13 protein-coding genes and 4 pseudogenes are annotated in these 14,958 nt (G+C 32.4%); 15 read left to right on the forward strand and 2 right to left on the reverse strand.

What is annotated here, in order from left to right; genetic code table 11:
- Positions 1-172 (forward strand): annotated as a pseudogene (locus CLMAG_RS18940) (alpha/beta fold hydrolase); the annotation flags it as partial.
- 92 nt (positions 173-264) lie between these two features.
- On the opposite strand, the gene CLMAG_RS18945 reads toward CLMAG_RS18940, so the two are convergent.
- Complete coding sequence (locus CLMAG_RS18945; protein ID WP_066626306.1) at positions 265-873, reverse strand: HD-GYP domain-containing protein; 609 nt, start codon at positions 871-873, stop codon at positions 265-267.
- A 733-nt stretch (positions 874-1,606) separates the two neighbouring features.
- Here CLMAG_RS18945 and CLMAG_RS18950 point away from each other — a divergent pair.
- The 13 genes and pseudogenes from CLMAG_RS18950 (at position 1,607) to CLMAG_RS19005 (ending at position 12,828) form a co-directional block, all read left to right on the forward strand.
- Entirely contained in the window at positions 1,607-2,731 is a 1,125-nt protein-coding gene (locus CLMAG_RS18950) for a radical SAM protein (RefSeq protein ID WP_066626308.1), read from the forward strand.
- A gap of 300 nt (positions 2,732-3,031) precedes the next feature.
- Positions 3,032-4,336, forward strand: a complete 1,305-nt coding sequence (locus tag CLMAG_RS18955; RefSeq protein ID WP_066626311.1) for a hemolysin family protein — start codon at positions 3,032-3,034, stop codon at positions 4,334-4,336.
- Between the two features lie 228 nt (positions 4,337-4,564).
- Positions 4,565-5,854 (forward strand): hemolysin family protein, encoded by a 1,290-nt coding sequence (locus tag CLMAG_RS18960; protein WP_066626312.1) that lies wholly within the window; start codon positions 4,565-4,567, stop codon positions 5,852-5,854.
- A gap of 187 nt (positions 5,855-6,041) precedes the next feature.
- On the forward strand, positions 6,042-6,446 hold the full coding sequence (locus CLMAG_RS18965) for a helix-turn-helix domain-containing protein (protein ID WP_082832005.1): 405 nt from the start codon (positions 6,042-6,044) through the stop codon (positions 6,444-6,446).
- 69 nt (positions 6,447-6,515) lie between these two features.
- Positions 6,516-7,370 (forward strand): zinc metalloprotease HtpX, encoded by an 855-nt coding sequence (locus tag CLMAG_RS18970; RefSeq protein ID WP_066626315.1) that lies wholly within the window; start codon positions 6,516-6,518, stop codon positions 7,368-7,370.
- Positions 7,371-7,548: 178 nt separating this feature from the next.
- Positions 7,549-8,040, forward strand: a pseudogene (locus CLMAG_RS18975) (sialate O-acetylesterase); the annotation flags it as partial.
- A gap of 63 nt (positions 8,041-8,103) precedes the next feature.
- Positions 8,104-8,625 (forward strand): annotated as a pseudogene (locus tag CLMAG_RS18980) (PadR family transcriptional regulator).
- 147 nt (positions 8,626-8,772) lie between these two features.
- Positions 8,773-9,787: pseudogene (locus tag CLMAG_RS18985) on the forward strand (sensor histidine kinase).
- A gap of 198 nt (positions 9,788-9,985) precedes the next feature.
- Positions 9,986-11,356 (forward strand): MATE family efflux transporter, encoded by a 1,371-nt coding sequence (locus CLMAG_RS18990; protein ID WP_066626316.1) that lies wholly within the window; start codon positions 9,986-9,988, stop codon positions 11,354-11,356.
- Positions 11,357-11,383: 27 nt separating this feature from the next.
- Positions 11,384-11,518, forward strand: coding sequence for a hypothetical protein (locus tag CLMAG_RS34440; protein ID WP_278331117.1), 135 nt, complete (start codon positions 11,384-11,386; stop codon positions 11,516-11,518).
- A 226-nt stretch (positions 11,519-11,744) separates the two neighbouring features.
- Positions 11,745-12,107 (forward strand): DUF2089 domain-containing protein, encoded by a 363-nt coding sequence (locus tag CLMAG_RS18995; protein WP_066626320.1) that lies wholly within the window; start codon positions 11,745-11,747, stop codon positions 12,105-12,107.
- 22 nt (positions 12,108-12,129) lie between these two features.
- A complete protein-coding gene (locus CLMAG_RS19000; RefSeq protein WP_066626324.1) occupies positions 12,130-12,498 on the forward strand; it encodes an SHOCT-like domain-containing protein in 369 nt (122 codons plus the stop codon).
- Positions 12,499-12,567: 69 nt separating this feature from the next.
- Positions 12,568-12,828 carry a hypothetical protein gene (locus tag CLMAG_RS19005; RefSeq protein WP_066626326.1) on the forward strand — a complete coding sequence of 87 codons (261 nt, stop codon included), beginning with the start codon at positions 12,568-12,570 and terminating at the stop codon, positions 12,826-12,828.
- A 142-nt stretch (positions 12,829-12,970) separates the two neighbouring features.
- Here CLMAG_RS19005 and CLMAG_RS32560 read toward each other — a convergent pair whose 3' ends face one another.
- The gene (locus CLMAG_RS32560) at positions 12,971-13,234 is read right to left on the reverse strand and encodes a hypothetical protein (protein WP_066626328.1); all 264 of its coding nucleotides are present in this window, start codon (positions 13,232-13,234) and stop codon (positions 12,971-12,973) included.
- A 323-nt stretch (positions 13,235-13,557) separates the two neighbouring features.
- Here CLMAG_RS32560 and CLMAG_RS19015 point away from each other — a divergent pair, with 323 nt between their 5' ends.
- Positions 13,558-14,793, forward strand: coding sequence for a mechanosensitive ion channel family protein (locus CLMAG_RS19015; protein WP_066626330.1), 1,236 nt, complete (start codon positions 13,558-13,560; stop codon positions 14,791-14,793).
- Positions 14,794-14,958: the final 165 nt, after the last annotated feature.

The following is a 14,958-nucleotide window of genomic DNA, read 5'->3' on the forward strand; positions in this document are numbered from 1 at the left end:
TAACCCAGAAGGCAAGGAGACAATCTTGTTTCTACACGGGTGGCCTGGAGGTCATAAATCGTTTGAATATCAGTTTGATCAACTTCCTAAAATGGGATATCAATGTATTGGTATAGACCAGAGAGGATTTGGTGAATCAGATAAGCCTTTCACAGGATATTCTTACGATCAATCAACTTGTTGTAGCTAACTTAAGGTCAGCAGCACAAAAATGTATAAAGAGAGGACAGAACTGAAATAACAGCCATGTCCTTTATCTCTGTTCTATGCGTTTCTTTGATTCTCTAAAAGAGAGATTACCTCATCAGGGTAGAGCCTTATATATTTATATATGTTGGGATCAATCTTAAGATTTTGTGTCATCTCATCAATGATTTCAAATGTTTGCTCTAAGGTTAACATCTTCCTATACGGCCTGTCCTCTGTAAGAGCACAAAATACATCATCAACAGTTAAAATACGAGCATCTAAGCTTATTCTGTCAGAACAAAGCTTATAAGGATAACCTTCACCATTAAAGGATTCATGGTGCTGGCCAACCCAATTAGAAATCTGCTCGAAGCCTTCTATCTGTTGAAGAATACGATAACTATAATAAGGGTGCTGCTTTATGAGGGTGTATTCCTCTTCTGTTAGTTTACCAGGCTTATTTATGATTTCATTTGAAACGGCTAATTTACCAATATCATGCAGTAAAGATGCATAAATCAGAGTTTCAAGCTCATGCTGAGGTAAGTGGATGCTTTCAGCTATGGCTTTTGCAATAATACTTGTTCTACAATGATGATTGGATATGCCTATATTTGTGAGCTCTAGTGCCATAGACATTCCTTTGATAAAATTTATTGGATGGATCTTCAAATAAGGATTCATACTAAACAGCTCCCTCTAAAAATAACAAATTCGAAATAGACTAGTGAAGAAAAGGTTGTGGTTTATTCACTTGTTTTAAAATAACATAATTTATGTCATTATACAACATGGGTTTAGCACCATATCTCTACTAAGTGCATTGCTAGAGATATAATAAAAAATGATCCTGTCAATCACCGTTGGTGAGTATAGGTTTTATGATGAATCTAGGAAGGCTATTGAGGCTAAGGGGAACTTTAGGTTTGTGAAGATGTAGTTAAGTAGCCAAAGGATATGCGCTATAGCCATCGGCAATGAATTTTATGAAGAGTTCTAAAAGTAGCTGATCTATCTGTTCTAATAAATATTGATTATATAGGAATAAAAATGATATAATTGGGTTTCAACAATAACACTCTCCTTTTGGAGAGTTTTGTGTTGTAAGTGAGCTCAATTATACCCAAAAATGGGGTCATTGTTTTTGTATAAAAAACTCTGCAACCCTTGATATATGAAGTGAAACTTGAATCAGATGGAGTTTGTCTACGACCACGGGGCTTTGCCCGTTAAATGCCATTTAGGCATTTAACCTCCACCTGATTCTTAGTTGAACGAATCCAGGGAGGTAGCCGCTCGCAACGTACACTTTGAAGAAGATGGGAGTATTAGAGCGGGTAGTCATCGGATAAAGAGAAAATCTAAAAGATAACGTAAAAAAATTTATACTAACGGATGAATTAGAGGAGGATAAATTATGAAAATTTCGAAGAAAGATGCCTTGACATGGTTTGAATTTTTTTCAATATTGCCAGAGGATGAGGAACCAATGACAAAACAAAAAGAAATCATTTACGCTACCTTTGCACAAATTGAGGCAGCGATCGATCATAGAAATGACACGTTAATGTCGGAAATTAGAAGTTTGAAAACTTTGGAGAATAGAACTTTTTTTGTGGGAAATGAAAATAAATTTTCAAAAGGATGTCGTTCTTGTCTGCTTGGCACAGGTTTGGGTGCAATTAGGAAAACGAACAAATGTAACATAGAGTGTAAGTTCTGTTACAATTATGGCCAACTAGAAGATATTCCTCCAGTTGGCGAAGGTATATGGGAAATTGGAGGCACAAAATTTTATGAGAAGGATATTGATCTACTTCTTTCCATACATCAGAAACCCACTGGCGTTGCCTACGTTTATTTAGAGCCCTTCATGGAAATTGAAAAATACTATTCTGTAATAAAGAAATTTAGTGATGCAGGGATTTATCAACATTTATATACAAATGGCATTTTGGCTACAGAAGATACATTGAAAGCATTAGGTGAAGCCGGTCTTAACGAGATACGTTTCAATCTGGGGGCTTCTAAGTGTTCAGATAAAGTTATTGAAAATATTAAAATAGCGAAAAAATATATTAAAAATGTAGGTATTGAAACTCCAATGACTCCTGAGTTTTTCGATTGCTTTTTTAAGAAAAAGCAATCGATCTTAGATACAAAACTGGATTTTATAAATTGTGCAGAATTACATTTAAATGAGAATAACATAGATAATTATTATGGGGAAAACATGTATATTGCAAGGCTTGGCTATATATCTCCAATTTGGAGTAGAGAATTAACTCTGAAATTCATGAAAATAGCCGATGAAGAAAAGTGGGATTTAGCAGTTCATGATTGCTCAAACAATACAAAATTTGCTAGAGATTTAAATTTGAGCAGTAAAGAGGGTAAGTGGTTCGGAGCCAGTAATTATGCCAGTGAGTTTTCCAGAATTCCATACGAAGCATTTTTACCAATACTCCGTGATGACAATTTCAAATTTTTAAGTGAAGAAGAATTGCCTGATGGCTATAAACCAGGAGAGCTGATTTATTAGACTGTCTTGTCAATTGATTTTAATCCTGTTGCTAGAATTGAGATTATTGGGATAAAATTGAAAAACGGAAAATCATAGCAAGCAAAAACTATTCGTTACACTTCCAATTTTTGCAAGAGGCTCTGAGCCTCTTGTAGAATTTGGTAACGAAGCGAACAAATTCTGCTTGCTAAAAATTTATTACTTAGATATTTATATAGAGTATGGATTAAAACTGTATGATTTGATATAAATTAGCAAATATATATATTATGATACTAGCTAATAATTTTGATGGCATTAGGAGAGGTTTAAAAAAAAATGAGTATATTAATAAATATCACTATTGTATTTTTACTTGTATTTATGAATGGTTTTTTCGTTGCGGCAGAATTTGCAGTAGTAAAAGTACGAAAATCTAGGATAGAAACACTAGTACTAGAAGGAAATAGAAATGCAAAGCATACTTTAAAGGTTGTTAGTGATTTGAATTCATACTTATCTGCTTGTCAGTTAGGTATTACTTTAGCATCTTTAGGATTAGGTTGGGTAGGAGAACCTGCAATAGCTGCTATATTTGAACCGTTGTTTAGGCTGTTTGATTTATCGGAAGTAACTATACATTCAATATCCTTTATAATAGCATTTACAATAATAACAGCTTTTCATATTGTGCTTGGAGAATTAGTACCTAAGTCTTTAGCTATTATTAGTTCTGAAAAAATAGCTATGTACACATCTTCACCACTAATACTATTTTACAAGTTAACTTATCCTGTAATGTGGGCGTTTAACCACACTACTAATGCTATTTTAAAATTATTTGGCTATAATATTGTAGATGATCACGAGGTAGCTCATACTGATGAAGAAATAAAAATATTAGTTGAAGAAAGTTATAAGCATGGGTTAATAGATAAAACTGAATTGACTTTTGTAGATAATATATTTGATTTCTCTGAGAAAACCGTAAAAGAAATAATGATACCTCGTACTGATATGGCTTGTATTTTTCTAGAGGATTCTTTTGAGGAGAGTATAGCATTTACTTTAGAGGAACAGCTAACTAGATATCCAGTATGCAGGGATAGTAAAGATAATATTATTGGTTTTATACACATTAAGGATTTGTATAAGCAGAAAATTGAAGGAAACAACCAAAATATGGAAGGGATTATTAGGGAAATTAAATTTGTTCCAGAATCGCTGTCAATAAGTGAATTATTAAAGATATTTAAGAAAGAAAGAGTACAGATGGCAATAATTATTGATGAATATGGTGGAACAGCTGGATTAGTAACAATTGAAGATATTTTAGAAGAGATAGTCGGTGAAATTCAAGATGAGTTTGATGAAGAAGGAGAAGAAATTAAGAAAACGGAAGATGGTAGTTACATTGTAGATGGAAAAATTCTTATTGAAGATATTAGTGAGTTGATAAATATTGAAATTCATTCTGAAAATATTGATACTATTGGAGGGTGGATTTATTCCCAATTAAAGTCACATCCACAAGTTAATGAGAAAGTTAGTTATGAGGATTATGAATTTATCATATTAAAATGTGATAGAAAAAGGATAAGAAAGATATTAATTAAAAAAATAGTTAAAGATATAGTCAGTTAAAATAGACCATTCAAATCCACTAAACACTGCACCAGCCTTAAATAATTTTAATGCTCTTTCACATAGTATTGTTAGAATAGCTAAAAAAAATGAAAATTCATTTATACTACATTTTGAAGGCTAATTTAATTATAATAAAATGGTCATATATGGTATAATAATTATAACTACCTAAATTGGTGTTAATTAGTAAAATATATAATGACTTAGGAGGACAACAATTACTATATGATTATTTTATTAAATATTATTATTGTATTTTTACTGGTGTTTATGAATGGCTTCTTTGTTGCCACAGAATTTGCAATGGTGAAAGTACGAAAATCTAGGATAGAAACATTAGTACAAGGAAACAGGAATGCAAAACATACTTTAAAGGTTGTAAATGATTTGAATTCATATTTATCTGCATGTCAGCTAGGAATAACTTTAGCATCTTTAGGATTAGGTTGGGTAGGAGAGCCTGCTGTTTCGAATATGTTGATGCCTCTATTTAATTTATTTCATATCCAGGAAAGCGTTGTACACTCAATTTCATTTATACTAGCATTTTCAATTATAACAGGCTTTCATATTGTACTTGGCGAGTTAACTCCTAAATCTTTAGCAATCATAAGTGCAGAAAAGATAGCAATAAATACAGCTTTACCACTTATAATGTTTTATAAACTAACTTATCCAATAATGTGGGCTTTTAATCATAGTACTAATGGGATTTTAAAAGTATTTGGAATATCACAAGTTGATGAACATGAAGCAGCTCACACTGATGAAGAAATAAAGCTATTAGTTGAAGATAGTTATAAGCATGGTTTAATTGATAAAACTGAGTTAACTTTTGTAGATAACATATTTGATTTTTCCGAGAAAAAAGTAAAAGAAATAATGATACCTCGTACTGATATGAACTGTATTTTTCTTGAAGATTCTTTTGATAAGATTATAGCATTTACTCTAGATGAACAGCTAACTAGATACCCAATATGCAGAGATAGTAAAGATAATGTTATTGGCTTTGTACACATTAAGGATTTATATAAGCAGAAAATTGAGGGCAATAACGAAAATATGGAAAACATTATTCGTGAAATTAAATTTGTTCCAGAATCGCTGTCAATAAGTGAATTATTAAAGGTATTTAAGAAAGAAAGAGTACAAATAGCTATAATTATTGATGAATATGGAGGAACGGCGGGACTCGTAACTATCGAGGATATTTTAGAAGAAATTGTTGGTGAAATTCAGGATGAGTTTGATGAAGAAGGTGATGAAATTACTAAAAATGAAGATGGTAATTACATTGTAGATGGAAAACTTATTCTTGATGATATAAATGAACTACTAAAAACTACTATTGAATCAGAAAACATTGATACCATCGGAGGATGGATTTATTCACAGTTAACGTCATATCCACAAGTTAATGAAAAAATCAATTATGAGAATTATGAATTTATCATATTGAAATGTGACACAAAAAGGATAAACAAAGTACTAATTAAAAAATCATATCAGTAAAATGTAGGACAACCCTTTTAGTCTATTTAGATATTAATAGCTAAAAGGGTTATTTTTTATATCATTGATTGTAATATTGACTAACATAACGTGCTACTGTATAATTTGTTTATATAAATATTGGTATATTTATGCTATTAAATATTTGAGGAGGGAGTAACTTGGGGCAGATTTAAAATATTATCGCATTGGGGAATTGGCTCATCTAGCTGGAGTGAGTACTCGAACTGTAGATTACTATACACAAATTGGCGTAATAAAAGAAAAAGAAAGAACAAATGGAAATCATCGTCTATACTCTGAAGATGCGTTAACATCTATCAAAGTAGTTAAACAACTTCAGGAGCAACATTTTTCCCTGGATGAAATATCTCTTATGTTTAAGAACAATGATAATAATAATTTGATGGAAAAAACCGTTTGTATAAAAGCGCTTCTCGACAATCTACAGAAGAAAGTGGTTGAGTTTTATTTATGTCAAAATAGTATCGATCAACCTGAGGAAAATAAGGTTGTATTGAGAGAGATTGTAACTAAGGGACTTAATGTTATGCAAATACTTATGGTTTTACTAGGCGAACATATGACATAAGTAGAGTGACTAGCATAGTAGTAAGAAATAAAATTGATAAATAAGATTTCAGTAAAGGAGAAAAGTAAGATGAGTGGTTTAGGAAATCAAATTAGAACTTTGCTTCTAATGAGTGGTTTAACAATATTAGTAATATTGATAGGCGGGTCCTTGGGCGGTCAATTAGGAATGATAACTGCGTTTGTATTTGCATTGATTATGAATGGAGGAAGTTATTGGTTTAGTGATAAAATTGCACTTTCTATGGCCGGAGCTCAGCCATTATCCAAACAAGATAATATGGAACTTTATGCTATGGTGGAAAAACTGACAGCAAATGCTGGAATGCCAATGCCAAGACTTTATATTACACCTTCTATGCAGCCGAATGCTTTTGCAACAGGACGAAATCCAGAACACTCAGCTGTTGCCGTTACACAGGGAATATTGAATATACTGAATCGTAATGAATTAGAAGGTGTTATAGCCCATGAATTGGCACATATTAAGAATCGAGATGTGCTTATAAGCACCATTGTTGCTGTAATGGCAGGAGTAATCACAACAATGGCTAATTGGGCGCAGTGGGCGCTTATGTTTGGTGGAGGCAACAGCGATGAAGAGGAAGGTCCAGGGTTATTAGCATCTTTACCATTAATTATTTTAGGACCTATTGCAGCTATGTTGGTACAGATGGCAGTATCACGATCCAGGGAATATCTTGCTGACAGTACAGGAGCGAATATTGCAGGACACAGTGAAGGTCTGGCAAATGCTCTACTAAAGTTAGAGAGGGCTTCAAGCATTGTTCCGATGGACGTCAACCCTGCAGCAAGCCATCTTTTTATCGTAAATCCATTAAGTGCTCAGAGATTAATGAATCTCTTTAGTACTCATCCGCCTATAAATGACAGAGTTCGTAGACTTCAAGCTTCGAATTTATAACTGTTATTGTAAATAAAAATATATTAAATATCTTAAAGCATCTGTAAATCAGGTGCTTTTGTTATATGTACGATCTTGTGTTTTAAGAGTAAAAAACGGAAGTCGTAATAACTGGCATATCCATCACGGTGCTGTAGCAGATGAAGCTTTTGCACACCTGTCCTTATCTGTTCCAGTAGAAGGTGATAGTGTTAATGGTAACTACAAAGTATATTATAAAAAGTTACTTTCAATTATTGAGGCTCTTAGAAAGGAGTTGAATGCTCCAGATATTCCAATTATTATTGGGGGCTTAGGAGATTTTTTAGGCAAAGAAGGATTTGGAAAAAGATGTACTGAGTATAATTTCATTAATCAAGAGTTAGAAAAATTTGCTTTTGAACAAGATAATTGTTACTTTGTCACTGCTTCAGGTTTAACTTCTAATCCTGATGGTATTCATATTGATGCAATTTCTCAAAGAAAATTTGGTTTACGATATTTTGAAGCCTTTTCTAACAAGCAACATGTATTGGAGCCATTAATTAATGAAAATGAGTTACTAAATGTTAATTATGCTAGACCACATACCAAAACAGAAAATATATACATGATAAGTTTGGATTTTGCATTAGGAAAAATATCCTATGATGAATTCCAATCTCAATTCATGCAAATTAGCAAGGGTTAAACTTTATAATTAAGAAATAACTATTAGCATAATTTTGATGAAGGATATAAAGGAGGAGTTTTTTTGATACCATTACTAATTTTAGGTTTATTAAGACAAAACCCAGGTTCCTACGGATATGAATTATTAGCATTAATGGAAGAGAGACACTATAAATATATAGTGAATTTCACTAAAGGGTCATTCTATTATAATCTTCAACAATTAGAAGAAAAACAATATATTAAAAAAGTTGACCAATTAGACAATACTAGAGATACACGTAATTATATCATCACTGAACTAGGGGATAAAGAATTTGAAAAATTGATGTATAAGTATGGCTCTAAGACAGAGTATGTAAATTTATCTTTTTATGCAGCAATGCTATTTGCTAATGAATATAAAAGCTAGGAACTAAAAAAGCTAATAGAAATACAAATCGAACAAACTAAACAGAAAATTTTTTTGTTAGAACAATCTCTTGAGCATAATGAAACTATCCCCACTTATTTTAGAAGAATGTTGGAAAATTCACGTTCTCATCATTTAGTAAATGTTCAATGGTTTGAAGGACTGTTAAAAGATATAAGAAATGAAAATTAATAAATTGACGTTGATTGAACAGCTCGAAAATAAAGATGAAAAAATGTTTTGGAGGTCAAAGGTCTAAATGACCTTTGACGGGTAATTTGTGAGCGGGAGCGAACGGGTTAAATTACCCCGTGTTTCCGACTAAAAGGAGGAAGTGAAGTGAGAGGAAACTGGTCTTTTGTTTCAGTAATACTGATTTTTCTTACAACATTACTTGGTCTTACCAGTGGATATTATATTTGCATATTTGTTTTCAGTCAATCAGAAATTATCCCTTCATATCTAATCTTTATTGTTCAAAGTTTCCTTTCTACTGTTATATATTTTCTGAGCTTGAAAATATATTTCTATTTGCACTGGCGCTTCCCTAATAAAAATAGAAAATTTGACCTTTCACGTTTTAAAGCATTGAGCGGAGCTATTGAAGCCATGAACAAGATAGCTTCAGGTGATTTCAATGTGCTTGTTAAAACAAACAAGCTACACCCTTTTAATGAGGTAGCAGACAATGTCAACAGAATGGCAAAAGAGCTGGGTTCTTTGGAAAAACTGCGGCAAGATTTTATATCAGATGTATCCCACGAAATACAGTCACCGTTAACCTCTATTTCAGGATTTGCCGCACTGCTGAGAAAAGGGAATTTAAGCGAGAGCCAAATATCACACTATGCCAATATAATAGAAACCGAAAGCAAACGATTATCCAAACTAAGTGAAAATTTATTAAGATTATCTAATTTGGAATCGGAAGACCATAATTTAAACTTAAAGAAATATCAAATCCATAAGCAAATTGAAAGTATTTTACTCATGCTAGAACCGCAGTGGTCGGCGAAAAGTATCACACTTGATGTCTCTCTTCAGGAGACTATAATATGTGGTGATGAGGACTTATTAAGTCAGGTATTTATAAATTTGATTCATAATGCTATTAAATTTACACCAAAAAACGGTAGTATAGGCATTAGCTTATCAAGCAATGAAAACGCAATTGAATGTAAAATCTCCGATACGGGTATAGGTATTTCACCGCAAGATCAGCAGCGAATTTTTGAGCGGCAACGGACTTGGACTTTCAATAGTAAAAAAGATTATTGATTTACATGGCGGGAAAATATCTCTTACCAGTGAAATTGGAAAAGGTACGGAATTTACTGTTTTGTTATCTAAATAGAAACTAATATGTCGATTACCACAGCTGAATTAACGGCCTGTGGTTTTTCTTTTCGTTTACATTGCGTTTAAACTCCATTTAAGTTCGGTTTAAATTGCAGTCATATACTGTACTTGTAGAAACCAAACAGGGTTTAGAAATAATATTATTTTTAAGTTTCAATTTTATTATTCACACAACGGGAAAGGAGTTTTTTATATGGAAAACATGGAAAATGTGGATCAAAAATCTCTATACTATCTTGAAAAAGCACCTGTTTCTAAAGCAATTATGCATATGGTTATTCCAATGATGCTGAGTCTAATTGCTAACATTATTTATAATATCACGGATGCCTTTTTTATTGGTAAACTTGAAAATACAGCTATGATGGCAGCAGTTACCTTAGCATTACCTTTTTCGGTAATACTCATGGCACTTGGGCAGCTATTTGCAGTAGGTTCAGGGACATATGTTTCTAGACTTTTAGGTGAAGACAATGTAGATGAAATAAAAAAAGTTTCTTCCGTAAATTTCTGGTCATCCATGATAGCTGGAATTATGTTTATGGCCATATGTGTGCCGCTGCTAACTCCTCTTTTACACCTTTTAGGAGCAAGAGGTGATACACTGCTGTACACAAGAGATTATATTAAGGTGTTTGTTATTGGGGCTCCATTTGTTATTGGCAGTTTTTCACTAGGGGAAATTGTTCGTGCAGAAGGGGCATCCACTGACTCAATGATTGGGATGCTACTTGGCATTATAATCAACATAATATTGAATCCGGTTTTTATTTTTAGTTTTCACCTGGGGGTTACGGGATCAGCCTTGGCATCTGTGATTGGTAACATACTATCTGTAGCTTATTTCATCTATTATCTTCAAAAGAAAAGTTCTGTTCAGAGTGTGTCTATTAAAGATTTTAAATGGAGTAGAGAGATTTATATAAATATTTTTAAAGTTGGTGTGTCAGCATTTTTGCTTGATTGTTTTATGGCAGTAACTTGCTTACTATTTAATAATTATTCTACTCTCTATGGGGACAGTGTTGTTGCAGGGCTTGGTATTGCGCAAAGAGTTGTTCAGGCTGTGGATTTTATTGGTATGAGCTTTTCCATGGGAGCAGTACCTTTGATTGCATTTGCCTATTCAGCAAAGAATCAGGAGCGCTTGATGGAAATTATAAAAAAAGTCGTACTATATATGGTGGGCATCACATTAGCGCTTTCTGTGATTTTATTTATACTGAGAGCACAGATAATTGGCATCTTTAGCATTGATCCTAAGGTCATTGCCATTGGACAAACAATTCTCCTAGCTCAGCTTTGCTCTACTCTCTTTGCTGGTCTTTCTGCACTTTTTACAAGCATTTTTCAAGCCTTTGGAACAGGTGGACAATCCACAATTATGTCAGTTGTGAGGGGAATCTTTTTTGTTCCTATTCTGATTTTGGGAAATTTATTATTTACTGTTAATGGTGTTATTTGGGCTAATACAATTTCAGAGGGATTGGCTTGTATAGTTGGTCTTACAATGTGGCTTATGATTAGACGGAAAAGCTTACAAGAAATCTCTATGAATGAATAAACAAGTTAAAAACCTAAGTGGAGGTGAGTGGAATGGAGTGTGATTCAAATAGTAGTCACAAACCAGACTTTTATAAATACTTTCAATGCCATTATTGAAAAAGCAGAATCAATTAAAGAATTTGATGTGGATTTGTTTTTAAAGCTAATAGAGAAGAAATAGGCTGAAATCAAAGGGCTAGAGGAATCTAGCCTTTTTTGTGTTTTATGTTCCCTGAAATCGTTTGAGGGTATTTTTATTTTTAATTATGATCAATAATGGATAAATGAAAAAATTAATAAGTAAATTAAAATAATTAATAAAAAAATTAAAATACATAAAATAAATTAATTAAAATATTGAATTTATAAATATTAGTAGTATAATACAATTATGGAGAGTGATTTGTATGGCTTATAGAATATTAACTCAATGTCCTGTATGTAATTCCAAGCTTACAGTTACAAAATTAACATGCAAAAAATGTAATACTGTTATTGAAAATGACTTTGAACTTTCTAAGTTTTCTTACCTCACTATGGATCAACTAAATTTTGCAGAAGTTTTCATAAAATGTAGAGGCAATATTAAAGACGTTGAAAAGGAACTTGGAATATCTTATCCTACAGTTCGAAGCAAAATTGAAGATTTAATTGTTTCACTGGGGTATGTACCTATTAGGGAGAAAGCAGATAACAGTTGCGAAGTAATTGATAAGCTTGAAAAAGGAGAAATTACAGCAGAACAAGCATTAAATTTATTAAAAAAGTAGTTTTAAAAAGGAGTTGGATTAAATGAATGACGAGATTATGAAGGTATTAAAGATGCTGGAAGAGGGAAAAATTGATGCGCAGAAAGCGGGAGAACTTATAGAGGTGTTATATGCTTCTAAAAATAATGTTCCTGCAGTAATCAACTCAGATAAAATGCTAAAGATTAGAGTTAATTCACAAAATGGAGACAACGTAAATATAAATATACCCGTTAAGTTCATAAGAACCATAGGGGGCGCTATTAAGAGAATACCTAAGGTAGAAGGGGTAGAAGGTATGGAGGATATAGACATTCAGGCTATTCTTCAGGCTGTAAGTGATGGACTGGACGGTAAGATCGTAGATGTAAAAAGTGAAAAAGGGGACAACGTTGAGATTGTTGTTGAATAACAGCATTAGAGGCACAGTTAGTAATAATTCTTCTGTGCAGAAAAAGGAATGTGGAAGGGAATCATTGCAATGAGAATTTATATAAGAGAAAAAAATGGTAAGAGTTTTTTTATTCCCATACCTTTAAGTATTGCAAGTTTAGGATGTCGGATAGCTTCCTATGCTATAGAGAAATCTGGAAAGAATCTTAATCAGCAGCAAAGGGATATAATTGACTGCATAGATTTTAATGAGCTTGCCAAGAGCATAAAATATCTAAGGGGCTACAGAGGTCTAAAATTGGTGGAAGTTACATCAGCGGATGGCGATGAAGTAACCATAACTCTGTAAACAAAATATTATGAATTTAGAATTTAAGAAGGTGGTTTTATACAGAATTCATTGTATAAAACTGCCTTCTGTTTAAGACAATATTCATTTACTTTATATGTTTTGTGTTCAGAGCAATTGAATACATATTCATCCGTACTGATCAAACCATTTTCGGTGAGGCATTCATACATAAATTGGCTGGCATACTTGTTCTCACATTGATAATACGGCATCTCTCGTTAAAGTGGTCAGAGATAGGCTTTGCAGGCAGATCAGCGGGGAAAAATGTATTGTATGGACTTACACTTATTTTAACATCGGGAATCGCAGGATCAAAATTTTGTTTACTGACTAAAATTACTGGCTCACTTTGGATGTCTATGGCTGACCATTTTTTAATAACACCATCATTAATGTCTTGCATGTTGTAACAACCTCTGGCGTAGATGAATTACAAGTTATCCGTATTTCCATTGCTCAGACGGTATCGTTTCTAGTTATTCTTTTTATCTACTGGAAAAGCGATGCGCACCACAAGCATACATTTCGAACATAGAAGAAAAATTAATTCCACACCGTGCGCAGGGAGTATTAGAGAGGGTAGCATCGGATAAAGAAACACTAGTGGGGTTTGACTTGAATTCAAGAATCTTGTACTATATTCATTAGTTGTTAATGAAATAGTGTCGCTATGTCAATTGATAATGTAAATGATGTATTTTGACATAATTAGAAAGGCGGTAAAGTATGAGATTTGTAAAAGAAATGTTGATTGATAAAGGAATTAATGAAGTAATTGCTGGATATTTATCTTTTAGTATTGAATTAATTTTATTAATTATCATATGTATATTAGCAAATTTTATTACTAAAAGAGTTGTTTTAAATATTATATCCAAGACAGTATATAAAAATAATATTAAGTGGGACGATTTTTTGGTTGAACGAAAGGTATTTCATAGAATTTCTAATATTGTACCTTTTGTAATAATTTATATTTCAGCACCTATATTTGGATCTTTTGAAGAATTGATTCAAAGAACTGCTCAGGCTATTATATTAGTAATTTCTATTTTGGTGATTAGTGCAATATTAAATGCCATTGACGATGTTTATAAAACCTATCCTATTTCAAAAATTCGCCCTATTACAGGAACACTGCAAATAGTAAAAATTTTATCATGTATTTTAATAGGAATTGCTTTAGCTGCAACTTTGTCTGGTACTAATCCAATAGCTATATTAAGCGGAATTGGAGTTTTATCTGCTTTGATTTCTATTATATTTAAGGACCCTATTCTAGGTTTTGTTGCTGGGATACAATTGACTACTAATGATATGATCCGAATAGGAGACTGGGTTGAGATGACAAAGTATGGTGCTAATGGTCATGTCATTGAAATACACCTAAGTACTATAAAAATTCAAAATTTTGATCAAACCATTGTATCAGTTCCAGCTTATGCTTTCATGTCTGACTCCTTTAAAAACTGGAGGGGGATATCAGAAGCAGGTGGACGTAGAATTATGCGTTCTATTCTAATTGATATCAGCAGTATAAAATTTTGTTCAGAGGAAATGATAGAACACTTTAAAAAGATTAATTATTTAAAACAGTATATTGCTGATAAAGAGGAAGAATTTAAGAAACATAATAACGAAAACAACCATGATACGGATTTTTTGATCAACGGAAAACATCTTACTAATATTGCCTGTTTCCGGGCTTATATAGAAGAGTATTTAAAAAATAATTCTAGGATCAGCAAAGAACATACAATTCTGGCAAGACAATTAGCTCCAAATGAAAATGGGTTACCTATAGAGATTTACGCCTTTACAATTGATATAGATTTTAAAAAATATGAAGAAATTCAGTCTGACATTTTTGACCACTTATTTTCAGTGGTAAATGAATTCCAGTTAAGGGTATTTCAAAATCCGTCGGAATATGATGTTAAGCAAATCAGTAAAATCCTTTAGTTATACATTAATTATTTTATGTCTTCTATGAAGTGAAAACTTGAATCAGGTGGAGTTTCAAACTCCATCTGATTCTTAGTTGAACGAATCCGAGAGCGGGTAGTCACCGGATAAATGATATATAATTGAAAAGGGAAATAAGGATATTTAGAAGGAGTGCATTAG

The organism is Clostridium magnum DSM 2767, assembly GCF_001623875.1.
Lineage (GTDB): Bacteria > Bacillota > Clostridia > Clostridiales > Clostridiaceae > Clostridium_AM > Clostridium_AM magnum.